We start from the raw sequence: 13,803 nt of genomic DNA, 5'->3' as shown, positions 1-13,803 counted from the left end.
TTAAAGCTCGACCCTTATACGGCCATCAGGTCTTTTTCTTTCTCGTCCGTGGCCTTGGTGATCTGGGCCTCGGATTCCTTGGTCAGCTTGTCGATATCAGCGATGGCACGACGTTCTTCGTCTTCGCTGATTTCCTTGTCCTTGACCAGTTTTTTCAGCTCGCCCAAGGCATCGCGACGGATGTTGCGCACAGCAACGCGCGCGTCTTCGGCTGCACTGCGGGCCTGCTTGGTGAAGCCTTTGCGCGTCTCTTCGGTAAGGGCAGGCATCGGGATAAGCAGCAACTCGCCCAGGTTGGTCGGGTTGAGGTTCAGACCGGCGCTCTGGATTGCCTTGTCGACAGCAGCGAGCATGTTGCGCTCGAAGGCCACAACCTGCAGGGTGCGCGAATCTTTCACGGTGACGTTGGCAACGCCGCTCAGCGGAGTGTCAGTGCCGTAGTAAGGCACCATGACGCTGCCGAGGATGCTCGGGTGAGCCTTGCCGGTACGAATCTGGCCGAACGCGTGGTTCAGAGATTCCAGGGATTTCTGCATACGCGCTTGGGCGTCTTTCTTGATTTCGTTGATCATTGTTGGCCTTCCTCGATCAAAGTCCCTTCAGCGCCGCCGTGCACGATGTTCAGCAGGGCGCCGGGCTTGTTCATGTTGAATACGCGCAGCGGCATCTTGTGATCGCGGCACAGACAGATGGCAGTCAGATCCATTACGCCCAGCTTGCGATCCAGTACTTCATCATAAGTCAGATGATCGAACTTCTCGGCATGCGGGTCTTTGAACGGGTCTGCGGTGTACACGCCATCAACCTTGGTGGCCTTGAGCACAACGTCGGCGTCGATTTCGATTGCACGCAGGCAGGCTGCCGAATCCGTGGTGAAGAACGGATTGCCGGTACCGGCCGCGAAGATCACGACGTCTTTGGAGTTCAGGTGACGCATGGCTTTGCGGCGATCGTAGTGATCGGTCACACCGACCATGGAAATGGCCGACATGACGATGGCCGAGATATTGGCACGTTCCAGCGCATCGCGCATGGCCAGGGCGTTCATCACAGTGGCCAGCATGCCCATGTGGTCGCCCGTGACCCGATCCATCCCGGCCTTGCTCAGGGCTTCGCCACGGAACAGGTTGCCACCGCCGATGACCAGACCGACCTGCACGCCGATGCCGACCAGCTGGCCGACTTCCAGCGCCATGCGATCCAGTACCTTAGGATCGATCCCGAACTCTTCCGAGCCCATCAGGGCCTCGCCGCTAAGCTTGAGTAGAATGCGTTTATAGCGAGCCTGATAACCACTGCCCTGCTGAGCCATTGCGAATCTCTCCTGCGGCGTATTTAAAATTCTTTGCGAGCTGTTTACAGCTGGCGTTCACTCTAGCTTGGCGCTGCTGCAGCGCCATCGGAACATGGCTTTGTAAGTCAGTTCCGGGTGGAAACCAAATAAAAAATTGGTACCCCATCTGAAAAGAGGCTGCGCGCGTTAGCGGGCAGCCTCTTTCGGGCGACAGTTGAAAAACTGTCTTATTGCTTGGCGGCAGCCAGCTGGGCAGCAACTTCTTCAGCGAAGTTGTCGACCGGCTTCTCGATGCCTTCGCCTACTTTGAAGTAAGTGAAGGAAACGATTTCTGCGCCGGCTTTCTTGGCCAGCTCGCCAACCTTGACTTCAGGGTTCTTGACGAACGCCTGCTCGACCAGGCTCGCTTCTGCCAGGAACTTGCTGATACGGCCTTTGACCATGTTCTCAACAATGTTTTCTGGCTTGCCTTTGATCTTTTCTTCGTTCAGCTGCAGGAATACAGCTTTCTCACGCTCGATCGCTTCGTCAGAGACTTGCGAAGGCAGCAGGAACTCAGGGTTGCTTGCAGCAACGTGCATAGCGATGTCTTTGGCCAGCTCGACGTCACCGCCTTTCAGGACAACAGCAACACCGATCTTGTTACCGTGCAGGTAGGTGCCGACAACGTCACCTTCTACGCGTACCAGACGACGGATGTTGACGTTCTCGCCGACTTTGGCAACCAGCGCTTCACGAGCCGCTTCCTGAGCGGCGATCAGCGGAGCTGCGTCGGTCAGTTTTTCGTCGAAAGCTTTTTCTACGCTGGCAGCAACGAAGTTCTTGAAATCGTCTTGCAGGGCCAGGAAGTCGGTCTGCGAGTTGACTTCCAGCAGCACGGCTGCCTTGTCATTCGATTTGATGGCGATTGCGCCTTCAGCGGCAACGTTGCCAGCTTTTTTCGCAGCCTTGATGGCGCCCGAAGCACGCATGTCATCAATGGCTTTTTCGATGTCGCCGTCAGCCTTTTCCAGGGCTTTCTTGCAATCCATCATGCCTTCGCCGGTACGCTCGCGCAGTTCTTTGACCAACGCTGCAGTAATTGCTGCCATTTTCAAATTCCTCTTGGATAGGTTTTCAACCATTCCACCCGATCGAACGGGCGTTCAATTCTTCCCGAACCACCCATGTTGGCTGCCGCACATGACAAATACAGACGTGGGCGCCGACAAATGGTTTTCGAGGTGGCAAAAAGGGGGCCAAGCCCCCTTTTTGCTTACTGAGTCAACGCCAGGGGCGTCGATTACTCAGCTGCAGCCTGAGTTTCTTCAGCTGCGAATTCAACAGTACCGCCAGCAACGTTGTTGCGACCGCGGATAACTGCGTCAGCCATCGAACCCATGTACAGCTGGATAGCGCGGATGGCGTCATCGTTGCCTGGGATGATGTAGTCAACGCCTTCCGGGCTGCTGTTGGTATCGACAACGCCGATGACCGGGATGCCCAGCTTGTTGGCTTCGGTGATCGCGATGCGCTCGTGGTCAACGTCGATCACGAACAGTGCGTCTGGCAGACCGCCCATGTCCTTGATACCGCCCAGCGAACGATCCAGCTTCTCAAGATCACGGGAGCGCATCAGCGCTTCTTTCTTGGTCAGCTTGGCGAAAGTACCGTCTTCGGCTTGAACTTCAAGGTCACGCAGACGCTTGATGGAAGCACGAATGGTCTTGAAGTTGGTCAGCATGCCGCCCAACCAGCGGTGATCGACGTACGGCGAACCGCAACGTGCTGCTTCTTCAGCAACGATCTTGCCAGCGGAACGCTTGGTGCCGACGAACAGAATCTTGTTTTTGCCCTGGGCCAGACGCTCTACGAAAGTCAGAGCTTCGTTGAACATTGGCAGGGTTTTTTCAAGGTTGATGATGTGAATCTTGTTACGCGCGCCGAAAATGTACTTGCCCATTTTCGGATTCCAGTAACGGGTTTGGTGACCGAAGTGCACACCGGCCTTCAGCATATCGCGCATGTTGACTTGGGACATGATAGTTCCTTGATAAGTCGGGTTTGGCCTCCACGTATCCCAATGACCAACCAGAGGCATAAAGCCCAAGGCACCCAGGTCATCGTGTCGACACGTGTGTGGATTTAAGCTTTTCGGGGCATCCCCGGAAAGCGGCGCATTTTATACCACAGGGTGCGCAGAAACGGAACCCGGAATCTGTATTCGCACCAGTGACATGGGCGCAGCCCCCTTGGAATCGGCTCGACGGGCACCATTGTATAGACACAAGCCAGACATGCAGGCGCGGATTTGCGCCTCTCGTCTGTTAGAATCGCGTTTTTCAGGGTCGCAAAAATACACCTGCCACCCAATTCGTATCCGTAAGCGCCGCCGAGCGCAGAGAGAGCCTGTATGACCGTCAACCTCAAAACCCCCGAGGACATCGCTGGCATGCGTGTCGCCGGCAAACTGGCCGCCGATGTGCTGGAAATGATTGCCGAACATGTCAAACCGGGCGTGACCACTGATCAGCTCAACCAGATTTGCCACGACTACATCGTCAATGTGCAGCAGGCCATCCCCGCCCCGCTCAACTACAAGGGCTACCCGAAGTCAATCTGCACTTCGATCAACCATGTGGTCTGTCACGGCATCCCGAATGACAAGCCGCTGAAAAACGGCGACACCCTGAACATCGACGTCACGGTGATCAAGGACGGCTACCACGGCGACACCAGCCGCATGTTCCACGTCGGCGAAGTGCCGGTCTGGGCCGAGCGCCTGTCGCAGGTCACCCAGGAATGCATGTACAAGGCCATCGAGATCGTCAAGCCCGGCTGCCGCCTCGGCGACATCGGTGAAGTGATCCAGAAGCACGCGGAAAAGAACGGTTTCTCGGTGGTGCGCGAGTTCTGCGGCCACGGTATCGGCAAGGTCTTCCACGAAGAGCCGCAGATCCTGCACTACGGTCGCGCCGGCACTGGCATGGAACTGAAGGCCGGCATGACCTTCACCATCGAGCCGATGATCAACCAGGGCAAGGCCGACACCAAGGTGCTCGGCGACGGCTGGACCGCAATCACCAAGGACCGCAAGCTCTCGGCACAGTGGGAACACACCCTGCTGGTCACCGACACCGGCTACGAGATTTTCACTTTGCGCAGCGATGACACCATCCCGCGTATCTCGGCCTGACACCCAGAACGCTCCCAGCCTATAGAAGGAAAGCCAATCGATGCCGCAGGTGGATCCCGAACTCTTCGACCGCGGCCAGTTCCAGGCTGAACTGGCCCTCAAAGCGAGTCCCATCGCGGCGTTCAAGAAGGCGATCCGCCAGGCTCGCGAGGTCCTTGACACGCGTTTTCGCAAGGGCCGCGACATCCGCCGCCTGATCGAAGACCGCGCCTGGTTTGTCGACAACATCCTGCAAAAGGCCTGGGAGCAGTTCAACTGGAGCGAAGACGCCGACATCGCCCTGGTGGCGGTAGGCGGCTACGGCCGCGGCGAGCTGCATCCCTATTCCGACATTGATCTGCTGATCCTGCTCGACAGCGCTGACCACGAAGTTTTCCGCGACTCCATCGAGCGTTTTCTGACGCTGTTGTGGGACATCGGTCTGGAAGTCGGCCAGAGCGTGCGCTCGGTCGATGAGTGTGCCGAAGAAGCCCGCGCCGACCTGACCGTGGTCACCAATCTGATGGAAAGCCGGACTATCTGCGGCCCCGAGCGTCTGCGCCAGCGCATGCTCGACGTCACCAGCACCGCGCACATGTGGCCGGCCAAGGAGTTCTTCCTGGCCAAGCGAGCCGAGCAGAAGGCTCGTCATCACAAATACAACGACACCGAATACAACCTCGAACCGAACGTCAAAGGCTCGCCCGGCGGTCTGCGTGACATTCAGACAATCCTCTGGGTCGCCCGCAGACAGTACGGCACCCTGAACCTGCGCGCCCTCGCCGGCGAAGGTTTTCTGGTCGAAAGCGAAAATGCCCTGCTCGCCTCCTCCCAGGAATTTCTGTGGAAAGTGCGATATGCCCTGCACATGCTCGCCGGCCGCTCCGAAGACCGCTTGCTGTTCGATCATCAACGCACCATTGCCGGCCTGCTTGGTTTTGAAGGAGACGACGCCAAACAGGCGGTCGAAAACTTCATGCAGCAGTACTTCCGCACCGTGATGAGCATCGCCCAACTGAGCGATCTGATCATCCAGCACTTCGAGGAAGTCATCCTCGCCCCGGAAGACGAAGCGCCGCCGCAACCGATCAACTCGCGCTTCCAGTTGCATGACGGTTACATCGAGGCGCGCAATGACAATGTGTTCCGCCGCACGCCGTTCGCCATGCTGGAAATTTTCGTGCTGATGGCCCAGCAGCCGGAAATCAAAGGCGTGCGCGCCGACACCATTCGTCTGCTGCGCGAACATCGTCATCTGATCGATGACAACTTCCGTAACGATATCCGCAACACCAGCCTGTTCATCGAGCTGTTCAAGTGCAAGATCGGTATCCACCGCAATCTGCGGCGGATGAACCGTTACGGCATTCTCGGCCGTTATCTGCCGGAGTTCGGCTTTATCGTCGGACAGATGCAGCACGACCTGTTCCACATCTATACGGTCGATGCGCACACGCTGAACCTGATCAAGCACCTGCGCAAACTGCAGTACACCCAGGTCTCGGAGAAATTTCCGCTGGCCGCCAAGCTCATGGCCAAGCTACCCAAACCTGAGCTGATCTACATGGCCGGTCTGTATCACGACATCGGCAAGGGCCGGCATGGCGATCACTCGGAGATTGGCGCGGTCGATGCCGAGGCGTTCTGCCAGCGCCATCAGTTGCCGGTGTGGGACAGCCGCCTGATCGTCTGGCTGGTGCAGAACCACCTGGTGATGTCCACCACTGCGCAGCGCAAGGATCTGTCCGACCCGCAGGTGATCCACGATTTCGCCCAGGCGGTCGGCGACGAAACACGCCTCGACTATCTCTATGTGCTGACCGTGGCCGACATCAACGCGACCAATCCGACGCTGTGGAATTCATGGCGCGCCAGCCTGTTGCGCCAGCTCTACACCGAGACCAAACGAGCCCTGCGCCGGGGTCTGGAAAATCCGGTGGATCGCGAAGAGCAGATCCGCCAGACACAAAGCGCGGCGCTGGACATTCTGGTGCGCGGCGGCACCGACCCGGACGACGTCGAGCAGCTGTGGGCGCAATTGGGCGATGACTATTTCCTGCGCCACACCGCCGGCGACGTGGCCTGGCACAGCGATGCGATCCTGCAGCAACCGGTGGATGGCGGGCCGCTGGTGCTGATCAAGGAAACCACCCAGCGCGAGTTCGAGGGCGGCACGCAGATCTTCATTTATGCACCGGACCAGCACGACTTCTTCGCCGTGACCGTGGCGGCGATGGACCAGCTCAACCTGAACATTCACGATGCCCGGGTCATCACCTCGAGCAGCCAGTTCACCCTCGACACCTACATCGTGCTCGACAACGAAGGCGAATCGATCGGCGACAACCCGGCGCGGATCAAGCAGATCCGTGAAGGCCTCACCGAAGCCCTGCGCAACCCGGACGACTACCCGACGATCATCCAGCGCCGGGTGCCGCGTCAGCTCAAACACTTCGCCTTTGCGCCGCAAGTGACCATTCACAACGACGCCCAGCGTCCGGTGACCGTGCTGGAACTGACGGCGCCTGACCGGCCGGGCCTGCTGGCGCGGGTCGGGGGGATCTTCCTCGAGTTCGACCTGTCGCTGCAGAACGCCAAGATTGCGACCCTGGGCGAGCGTGTGGAAGACGTGTTCTTCATCACCGACGCGCACAACCAACCGCTGTCCGATCCGCTGCTGTGCAGCCGTTTGCAGGATGCGATCGTCGAACAACTGAGCGTCAATCAGGAACCGGATATCAAACTTTCGCGGATCAGTATCTGAATCACCCGTTTATCCCTGTGAATGCAGCCCATGCTTTCCTCCGGTACATACAATCCCCTGTGGCGAGGGGATTTATCCCCGTTCGGCTGCGAAGCAGTCGTAAACCCTGTGCATGCGGACATTCAGTTGAACCGCAGTGATGGTTTTGGGGCCGCTGCGCAGCCCAACGGGGATAAAGCCCCTCGCCACAGAAAGCTCTTGAGCATTTAAAAGAGGCCCCAATGAACAACGCTCTGAACCAGCTCCAGCCGTACCCGTTCGAAAAACTCCGCGCCCTGCTCGGCAGCGTTACGCCGAACCCGGACAAGCGCCCGATCGCCCTGTCGATCGGCGAGCCGAAACACCGTTCGCCGAGTTTTGTCGCCGAAGCGCTGGCGAACAATCTGGATCAGATGGCGGTGTACCCGACTACCCTCGGCATTCCGGCCCTGCGCGAAGCCATCGCCGGCTGGTGCGAGCGTCGTTTTGGCGTGCCGAACGGCTGGATCGATCCGGCGCGCAATGTGCTGCCGGTCAACGGCACCCGTGAAGCGCTGTTCGCCTTCACCCAGACCGTGGTCAATCGTGGCGACGATGCGCTGGTGGTCAGCCCGAACCCGTTCTATCAGATCTACGAAGGCGCGGCGTTTCTCGCCGGGGCCAAGCCGCATTACCTGCCGTGCCTGGATGAAAACGGCTTCAACCCGGACTTCGACGCCGTTTCGCCAGACATCTGGCAGCGCTGCCAGATCCTGTTCCTGTGCTCGCCGGGCAACCCGACCGGCGCGCTGATTCCGGTTGAGACCCTGAAGAAGCTGATCGCCCTGGCTGATCAGTACGACTTCGTCATTGCCGCCGACGAGTGCTACAGCGAACTGTACTTCGACGAACAGACGCCGCCGCCGGGCCTGCTGAGTGCTTGCGTCGAACTCGGCCGCAATGACTTCAAGCGCTGCGTGGTCTTTCACAGCCTGTCCAAGCGCTCCAACCTGCCAGGCCTGCGTTCAGGCTTCGTTGCCGGCGATGCCGACATCCTCAAGGGCTTCCTGCTCTATCGCACTTACCACGGCTGCGCGATGCCGGTACAGACTCAACTGGCCAGCGTTGCCGCGTGGAATGACGAAGTGCATGTGCGCGCCAACCGTGCGCTGTACCGGGAGAAATTCGATGCGGTGCTGGAGATCCTCGGCCCGGTGATGGACGTACAGCGCCCGGATGGCAGCTTCTATCTGTGGCCGAATGTGCAGGGCGATGATGCGGCGTTCTGCCGCGATCTGTTCGAGCAGGAACACGTGACCGTGGTGCCGGGCTCGTATCTGTCTCGCGATGTCGATGGCGTCAATCCTGGCGCCGGCCGTGTGCGTATGGCACTGGTTGCGCCGCTGGCGGAATGCGTCGAAGCCGCCGAACGGATTCGTGACTTCATCACCCGCCAGAAGTGATCACGGAGCGCTTGCGGCAGTCCCCTGCTGCAAGCGCTCAACCGGTTATTTGACCTGGCCCAGATTGGCCTCGCTCAAATCCAGTTCCCCGAGCACTTCTCGCAACACGTCATCACCGATCTGGTGCTGACGACTGAGGCTGTAGAGTTCCAGGCGTTGCGCGCGCAGCGCTTTCAAACGCAGGCGACGCTCAAGCAGATCCATCTGGAATGCCAGCGCCTGAGCCTCGGCAGAATCATTGAACACATCAAGTTGATGGCGATATTCGGACATGATCCGCGCCTTGAGCTCCGCCGCCAGCGCCGCTTGAGCGGCATCCTGCGGGACGACTTCTTCGGTTTCCAGCGAGTGAATCGCCGCTTCGGCCGTCTTGCGCCAGGCGTCGCGCACTTCCTGACGACGCTTGTCGTCGGGACTTTTGTCGATGCCGCGCAGCAGCAAGGGCAGCGCGATACAGGCCGAGACCAGCGACAGCAGAATCACCCCGGCAGCAATGAAGATCAGCAAGTCGCGCTCAGGAAAAGCCTCGGCGCCGATCAGCATCGGCACCGACATCACGCCTGCCAGCGTCACCGCCCCGCGCACACCGCCCACCGTCAGCAACCAGCATGAACGCGCCGTCGGCACTTGGGTCAGCTCGCCCTTGCCGCGCAGTCGGCGCAGCAACACCGACAAGCGCCAGATGCTTTGCACCCAGATGAACCGCAGCAGCACCAGCGCCACGAAAATCGCCAATACATCGAGGCAGCGATAGAACAACGTCGGCCACAGCGTCGGCTCATGGCTGACCACGGCCTTGATGATGTCTGGCAATTGCAGGCCAAGCAGCAGGAAGATCAAGCCATTGAACGCAAATTCGAGCAGCGCCCAAACGCTGCGGTTGAGCAGCCGCGTGCTGGTCTGGCGCGGCAGCAGGTCGAGCCAGCTTTGCATCATCCCCGCCGCCACCGCCGAAAGAATGCCCGAAGCGCCCAGACGTTCAGCCAGTACGTAAGCGGCGAACGGCAGCAGCAACATGAACACCACATGCGTGGCCGGATCGTCCCAGCCCCGGGCGATCATCCACGCGCGCAGGCGCCCGACCAGCCAGCTCAACGCCACACCGACCGCCAGCCCACCGAGCGCCACCGCGACGAAGGTCAGACTGGCATTGGTCAGCGAAAACACGCCCGTGACCGCTGCAGCGAGGGCGAATTTGAAGGTCACCAGGCCTGAGGCGTCATTCATCAGCGCCTCGCCCTGAAGGATGTGCATCAGCGGCGTGGGGAGACGGTTTTGCGAAATCGCTGAAACCGCCACGGCGTCCGTCGGTGACAAAACCGCTGCAAGGGCGAAGGCCACCGGCAGCGGAATCGTCGGCAACAGCCAATGAATGAAATAGCCGGCACCGACCACGGTGAACAAAACAAGGCCGACGGCCAGGGTCAGGATCGGTCCGCGCAATTGCCAGAAGGCGCGTTTGGGCATGCGCCAGCCATCGGAAAACAACAACGGCGGCAGGAACAGAAACAGGAACAATTCCGGGTCGAGGGCGACGTGCAGCCCCAGGGTCGGCCAGGCGAGCAAGGCACCGGCGGCGATTTGCACCAGCGGCAATGGCAGCGGGATAACGCGCCCAACCAAGCGCGAGACGCTGACCAGCATCAGCAGGATCAGGACGGTGTAAGCAGTTTGCATAAAACGAAAATCTCAGGCGATCGACAGCGTTGAACTGCCATATTAGCGCCTTAGGCTGTGGCTGACCGTTGCACCTATGTCGCACGACCGGAACGCGACCCCCTTGTGGGAGCGAGCCTGCTCGCGAAAGCGGTCGTTCAGCACACAGAGATATTGATTGATATGGCCTCTTCGCGAGCAGGCTCGCTCCCACAGGTTTTACAGCGTTACGACAACCGTGGCCGACGAAACCGTCCGGTCATGGCATAATCCGTCACCATTTTTTTCCAGCACCTGTAAAGGGGGCGATTCCTTGGCCGTTTCAAGTAAAACGTTGCACCTTTTCGGCATCAAAGCCTGCGACACCATGAAAAAGGCGCGCACCTGGCTCGATGAACACGCTGTCAGTTATGACTTTCACGATTACAAGACCGCCGGCATTGACCGTGAGCACCTGACCCAATGGTGCGACGAGCACGGCTGGCAAACCGTGCTGAACCGCGCCGGCACGACCTTTCGCAAACTCGACGACGAACGCAAAGCCGATCTCGACCAAGCGAAAGCCATCGAACTGATGCTCGCGCAACCCTCGATGATCAAGCGCCCGGTGCTCGATCTCGGTGACCGAACCCTGATTGGCTTCAAGCCAGATATCTACGCGGCCGCTCTGAAGTAAGCAGCCCGTCACTCTTTGTAGAGGTATTCACATGTCCAATTCCCTGTTCAGCATCGCCTTTGGTGTCGGCACCCAGAACCGTCAAGGCGCATGGCTGGAAGTGTTCTACGCCCAGCCACTGCTCAATCCTTCGGCCGAACTGGTCGCGGCTGTTGCGCCGATCCTCGGTTACACCGAAGGCAACCAGGCCATCACCTTCACCACCGCCCAGGCCGCGCAACTGGCTGAAGCCGTGAAAGGCATCGACGCCGTGCAAGGCAAGCTGCTGACCCGCCTGGCTGAAAGCCACAAGCCGTTGGTTGCCACGCTGCTGGCCGAAGACGCGCAACTGACCTCCACGCCTGAGGCCTACCTCAAGCTGCATCTGCTCTCGCACCGTCTGGTCAAGCCGCACGGCGTGAGCCTGGCCGGTATCTTCCCGCTGCTGCCGAACGTGGCGTGGACCAGCCAGGGCGCGATCGACCTGAGCGAACTGGCGGAAATGCAACTCGAAGCGCGTCTGCGCGGCGAACTGCTGGAAGTGTTCTCTGTGGACAAGTTCCCGAAGATGACCGACTACGTGGTACCGGCCGGCGTGCGTATCGCTGATGCCGCACGTCTGCGTCTGGGCGCTTACGTCGGCGAAGGCACCACCGTCATGCACGAAGGTTTCATCAACTTCAACGCCGGCACCGAAGGCCCGGGCATGATCGAAGGCCGCGTTTCCGCTGGCGTATTCGTCGGCAAGGGTTCGGACCTGGGCGGCGGTTGCTCGACCATGGGTACCCTGTCGGGCGGCGGCAACATCGTGATCAAGGTCGGTGAAGGCTGCCTGATCGGCGCCAACGCTGGTATCGGTATCCCGTTGGGCGACCGCAACACTGTGGAGTCGGGCCTGTACGTGACCGCCGGCACCAAGGTTGCGCTACTCGACGAAAACAACAATCTGGTCAAGGTTGTGAAAGCACGTGAGCTGGCCGGTCAGACTGATCTGCTGTTCCGGCGCAATTCGGAAACCGGTGCAGTGGAATGCAAGACCCACAAATCGGCGATCGAACTGAACGAAGCGCTGCACGCTCACAACTAAGCAGCACATCGACCTCCTGTGGGAGCGAGCCTGCTCGCGAAGCTTCTGGCGTCCTCAAGGACGCTGTCGCGAGCAGGCTCGCTCCCACAAGGTTTGGCGTACACCCCGCCCAATTTCACAGGGCTGAACCCATGATGATCCCCTCCCCGTGGCGCGCCGATTTCCCGGCCATCGCCGCGCTGCAACGGCAAGACCAGACCTATCTGGACAACGCCGCCACCACGCAAAAACCCCAGGCCCTGCTCGACGCACTGACGCATTACTACGCCAACGGCGCGGCCAATGTGCATCGTGCGCAACACCTGCCCGGTGCCCACGCGACACAAGCGTTCGAAGACAGCCGGCGCAAGGTTGGCCAGTGGCTGAATGCCGGTGACAGCGGGCAGATAATTTTCACGCACGGCGCCACCAGTGCCTTGAATCTGCTGGCTTACGGTCTTGAACATTTGTTCGAGCCGGGCGATGAGATTGTCATCAGCGCTCTGGAGCATCACGCCAACCTTTTGCCGTGGCAGCAACTGGCGCAACGCGGCAACCTGAAACTGGTGATCCTGCCGCTGGATGCCGACGGCCTGATCGACCTCGCCGCTGCCGTGCATCTGATCGGCCCGCGCACGCGTTTGCTGGCAGTCAGTCAGCTGTCCAACGTCCTTGGTGCCTGGCAACCGCTGACCGCTTTGCTCGGCATGGCCAAGGCGCAGAACGCGCTGACGGTAGTCGATGGCGCGCAAGGCGTGGTGCACGGCCGGCATGATGTGCAGGCGCTGGGTTGCGACTTCTATGTGTTTTCCAGCCACAAACTCTACGGCCCTGAGGGACTGGGCGTGCTGTTCGGACGCAACGCTGCGCTGGAGCAATTGCAGCCATGGCAGTTCGGCGGCGAGATGGTGCTGGACGCCAACTATCAGGATTCGCGCTTCCGCCCGGCGCCGTTGGGGTTCGAGGCTGGCACACCGCCAATCGCCAGTGTCATCGGCCTCGGAGCGACCCTCGACTACTTGGCCGGTTTGGATCAGGACGCCGTATCTGCCCATGAAGCGGCACTGCACGACTATCTGTTGCGCGGCCTCGCCGCCCGCAATGGCATTCGCCTGCTGGGCAAGCCGCAACTGGCGCTGGCCAGTTTTGTCGTCGAAGGCGTGCACAACGCTGATCTGGCGCATCTGCTCACCGAACAAGGCATCGCCGTACGCGCCGGGCATCACTGCGCCATGCCGTTGATGAAAAGCTTCGAACTGGCCGGCGCGATTCGCGTGTCGTTGGCGCTGTATAACAACTCGGAAGATCTGGAGCGCTTTTTCGAGGCGCTGGATCAGGCGCTGGAGTTGTTGCGATGAGCTTGCCGGTTGAAGCGGCCGAAGCCCTGCAGACGTTTCACAATGCGGCGGGCTGGGAACAGCGCGCACGACTGCTGATGCAGTTTGGCGATCGCTTGCCGGCGCTGGATGACGCGCAAAAGTGCGAGGCCAATCGGGTGCATGGCTGCGAGAGCCAGGTGTGGCTGGTCGGGGATTTACACGACGGGCACTGGCAGTTCAAGGCGAGCAGCGATGCGCGGATGATTCGCGGGTTGGTGGCGTTGCTGCTGTTGCGGGTCAACGGATTGTCGGCGGTGGAGTTGCAGCAGGTGGATCTGCCGGAGTGGTTCAATCAGCTGGGACTGTCGCGGCAGTTGTCGCCTTCGCGCAGTAATGGCCTGAATGCCGTGCTCCAGCGGATGAATGAGTTGGCGCGCTAATCGCCTTCGCGAGCAGGCTCGCTCCCACAATGGA

12 protein-coding genes are annotated in these 13,803 nt (G+C 59.9%); 7 read left to right on the top strand and 5 right to left on the bottom strand.

Translation table 11 applies throughout. The features are described 5' to 3' along the window. Positions 1–14: 14 nt before the first annotated feature. The 4 genes from frr to rpsB form a co-directional block, all read right to left on the bottom strand. Positions 15–572 carry a ribosome recycling factor gene (gene frr / locus FEE99_RS10040; RefSeq protein WP_007954771.1) on the bottom strand — a complete coding sequence of 186 codons (558 nt, stop codon included), beginning with the start codon at positions 570–572 and terminating at the stop codon, positions 15–17. Further along, positions 569–1,312 (bottom strand): UMP kinase, encoded by a 744-nt coding sequence (gene pyrH / locus FEE99_RS10035; RefSeq protein WP_003222124.1) that lies wholly within the window; start codon positions 1,310–1,312, stop codon positions 569–571. The genes frr and pyrH overlap by 4 nt, the downstream gene beginning before the upstream one ends. 209 nt (positions 1,313–1,521) lie before the next feature. Further along, positions 1,522–2,385: a translation elongation factor Ts gene (gene tsf / locus FEE99_RS10030; RefSeq protein ID WP_041478130.1), complete on the bottom strand. Its 864-nt coding sequence runs from the start codon at positions 2,383–2,385 to the stop codon at positions 1,522–1,524. 191 nt (positions 2,386–2,576) lie between these two features. After that, on the bottom strand, positions 2,577–3,314 hold the full coding sequence (gene rpsB, locus FEE99_RS10025; RefSeq protein WP_003222119.1) for a 30S ribosomal protein S2: 738 nt from the start codon (positions 3,312–3,314) through the stop codon (positions 2,577–2,579). Between the two features lie 372 nt (positions 3,315–3,686). On the opposite strand from rpsB, the gene map reads away from it, so the two are divergent. The 3 genes from map (at position 3,687) to dapC (ending at position 8,633) form a co-directional block, all read left to right on the top strand. Next, positions 3,687–4,469, top strand: a complete 783-nt coding sequence (map, locus tag FEE99_RS10020; RefSeq protein WP_024011828.1) for a type I methionyl aminopeptidase — start codon at positions 3,687–3,689, stop codon at positions 4,467–4,469. A gap of 40 nt (positions 4,470–4,509) precedes the next feature. Further along, a complete protein-coding gene (locus FEE99_RS10015) occupies positions 4,510–7,212 on the top strand; it encodes a [protein-PII] uridylyltransferase (RefSeq protein WP_041478131.1) in 2,703 nt (900 codons plus the stop codon). A gap of 221 nt (positions 7,213–7,433) precedes the next feature. Further along, positions 7,434–8,633 carry a succinyldiaminopimelate transaminase gene (gene dapC, locus FEE99_RS10010; RefSeq protein WP_041478132.1) on the top strand — a complete coding sequence of 400 codons (1,200 nt, stop codon included), beginning with the start codon at positions 7,434–7,436 and terminating at the stop codon, positions 8,631–8,633. Positions 8,634–8,678: 45 nt separating this feature from the next. Here dapC and FEE99_RS10005 read toward each other — a convergent pair whose 3' ends face one another. Continuing rightward, positions 8,679–10,310: a Na+/H+ antiporter gene (locus FEE99_RS10005; RefSeq protein ID WP_041478133.1), complete on the bottom strand. Its 1,632-nt coding sequence runs from the start codon at positions 10,308–10,310 to the stop codon at positions 8,679–8,681. A gap of 346 nt (positions 10,311–10,656) precedes the next feature. On the opposite strand from FEE99_RS10005, the gene FEE99_RS10000 reads away from it, so the two are divergent. From FEE99_RS10000 to FEE99_RS09985, 4 genes are all read left to right on the top strand, one after another. Beyond that, positions 10,657–10,965, top strand: coding sequence for an arsenate reductase (locus FEE99_RS10000; protein WP_050977860.1), 309 nt, complete (start codon positions 10,657–10,659; stop codon positions 10,963–10,965). A 31-nt stretch (positions 10,966–10,996) separates the two neighbouring features. Then, a complete protein-coding gene (gene dapD, locus FEE99_RS09995) occupies positions 10,997–12,031 on the top strand; it encodes a 2,3,4,5-tetrahydropyridine-2,6-dicarboxylate N-succinyltransferase (protein WP_041478134.1) in 1,035 nt (344 codons plus the stop codon). A gap of 131 nt (positions 12,032–12,162) precedes the next feature. Continuing rightward, on the top strand, positions 12,163–13,368 hold the full coding sequence (locus FEE99_RS09990; RefSeq protein ID WP_041478135.1) for an aminotransferase class V-fold PLP-dependent enzyme: 1,206 nt from the start codon (positions 12,163–12,165) through the stop codon (positions 13,366–13,368). Further along, entirely contained in the window at positions 13,365–13,769 is a 405-nt protein-coding gene (locus tag FEE99_RS09985) for a SufE family protein (protein ID WP_041478136.1), read from the top strand. Before FEE99_RS09990 ends, FEE99_RS09985 begins: the two co-directional genes overlap by 4 nt. The last annotated feature ends 34 nt before the right edge of the window (positions 13,770–13,803 follow it).

Source organism: Pseudomonas sp. ef1 (genome assembly GCF_007293365.2).
GTDB lineage: Bacteria > Pseudomonadota > Gammaproteobacteria > Pseudomonadales > Pseudomonadaceae > Aquipseudomonas > Aquipseudomonas siliginis.
This window is presented reverse-complemented; position numbering and strand designations above follow the sequence as displayed.

What these genes read in the sequence shown, in the direction of transcription:
- FEE99_RS09985 (WP_041478136.1), top strand. Translation starts at nt 13,365, where the DNA reads ATGAGCTTGCCGGTTGAAGCGGCCGAAGCCCTGCAGACGTTTCACAAT.
- FEE99_RS09990 (WP_041478135.1), top strand. Translation starts at nt 12,163, where the DNA reads ATGATGATCCCCTCCCCGTGGCGCGCCGATTTCCCGGCCATCGCCGCG.
- FEE99_RS10015 (WP_041478131.1), top strand. Translation starts at nt 4,510, where the DNA reads ATGCCGCAGGTGGATCCCGAACTCTTCGACCGCGGCCAGTTCCAGGCT.
- dapC (WP_041478132.1), top strand. Translation starts at nt 7,434, where the DNA reads ATGAACAACGCTCTGAACCAGCTCCAGCCGTACCCGTTCGAAAAACTC.
- rpsB (WP_003222119.1), bottom strand. Translation starts at nt 3,314, where the DNA reads ATGTCCCAAGTCAACATGCGCGATATGCTGAAGGCCGGTGTGCACTTC.
- pyrH (WP_003222124.1), bottom strand. Translation starts at nt 1,312, where the DNA reads ATGGCTCAGCAGGGCAGTGGTTATCAGGCTCGCTATAAACGCATTCTA.
- FEE99_RS10005 (WP_041478133.1), bottom strand. Translation starts at nt 10,310, where the DNA reads ATGCAAACTGCTTACACCGTCCTGATCCTGCTGATGCTGGTCAGCGTC.
- map (WP_024011828.1), top strand. Translation starts at nt 3,687, where the DNA reads ATGACCGTCAACCTCAAAACCCCCGAGGACATCGCTGGCATGCGTGTC.
- dapD (WP_041478134.1), top strand. Translation starts at nt 10,997, where the DNA reads ATGTCCAATTCCCTGTTCAGCATCGCCTTTGGTGTCGGCACCCAGAAC.
- tsf (WP_041478130.1), bottom strand. Translation starts at nt 2,385, where the DNA reads ATGGCAGCAATTACTGCAGCGTTGGTCAAAGAACTGCGCGAGCGTACC.
- FEE99_RS10000 (WP_050977860.1), top strand. Translation starts at nt 10,657, where the DNA reads ATGAAAAAGGCGCGCACCTGGCTCGATGAACACGCTGTCAGTTATGAC.
- frr (WP_007954771.1), bottom strand. Translation starts at nt 572, where the DNA reads ATGATCAACGAAATCAAGAAAGACGCCCAAGCGCGTATGCAGAAATCC.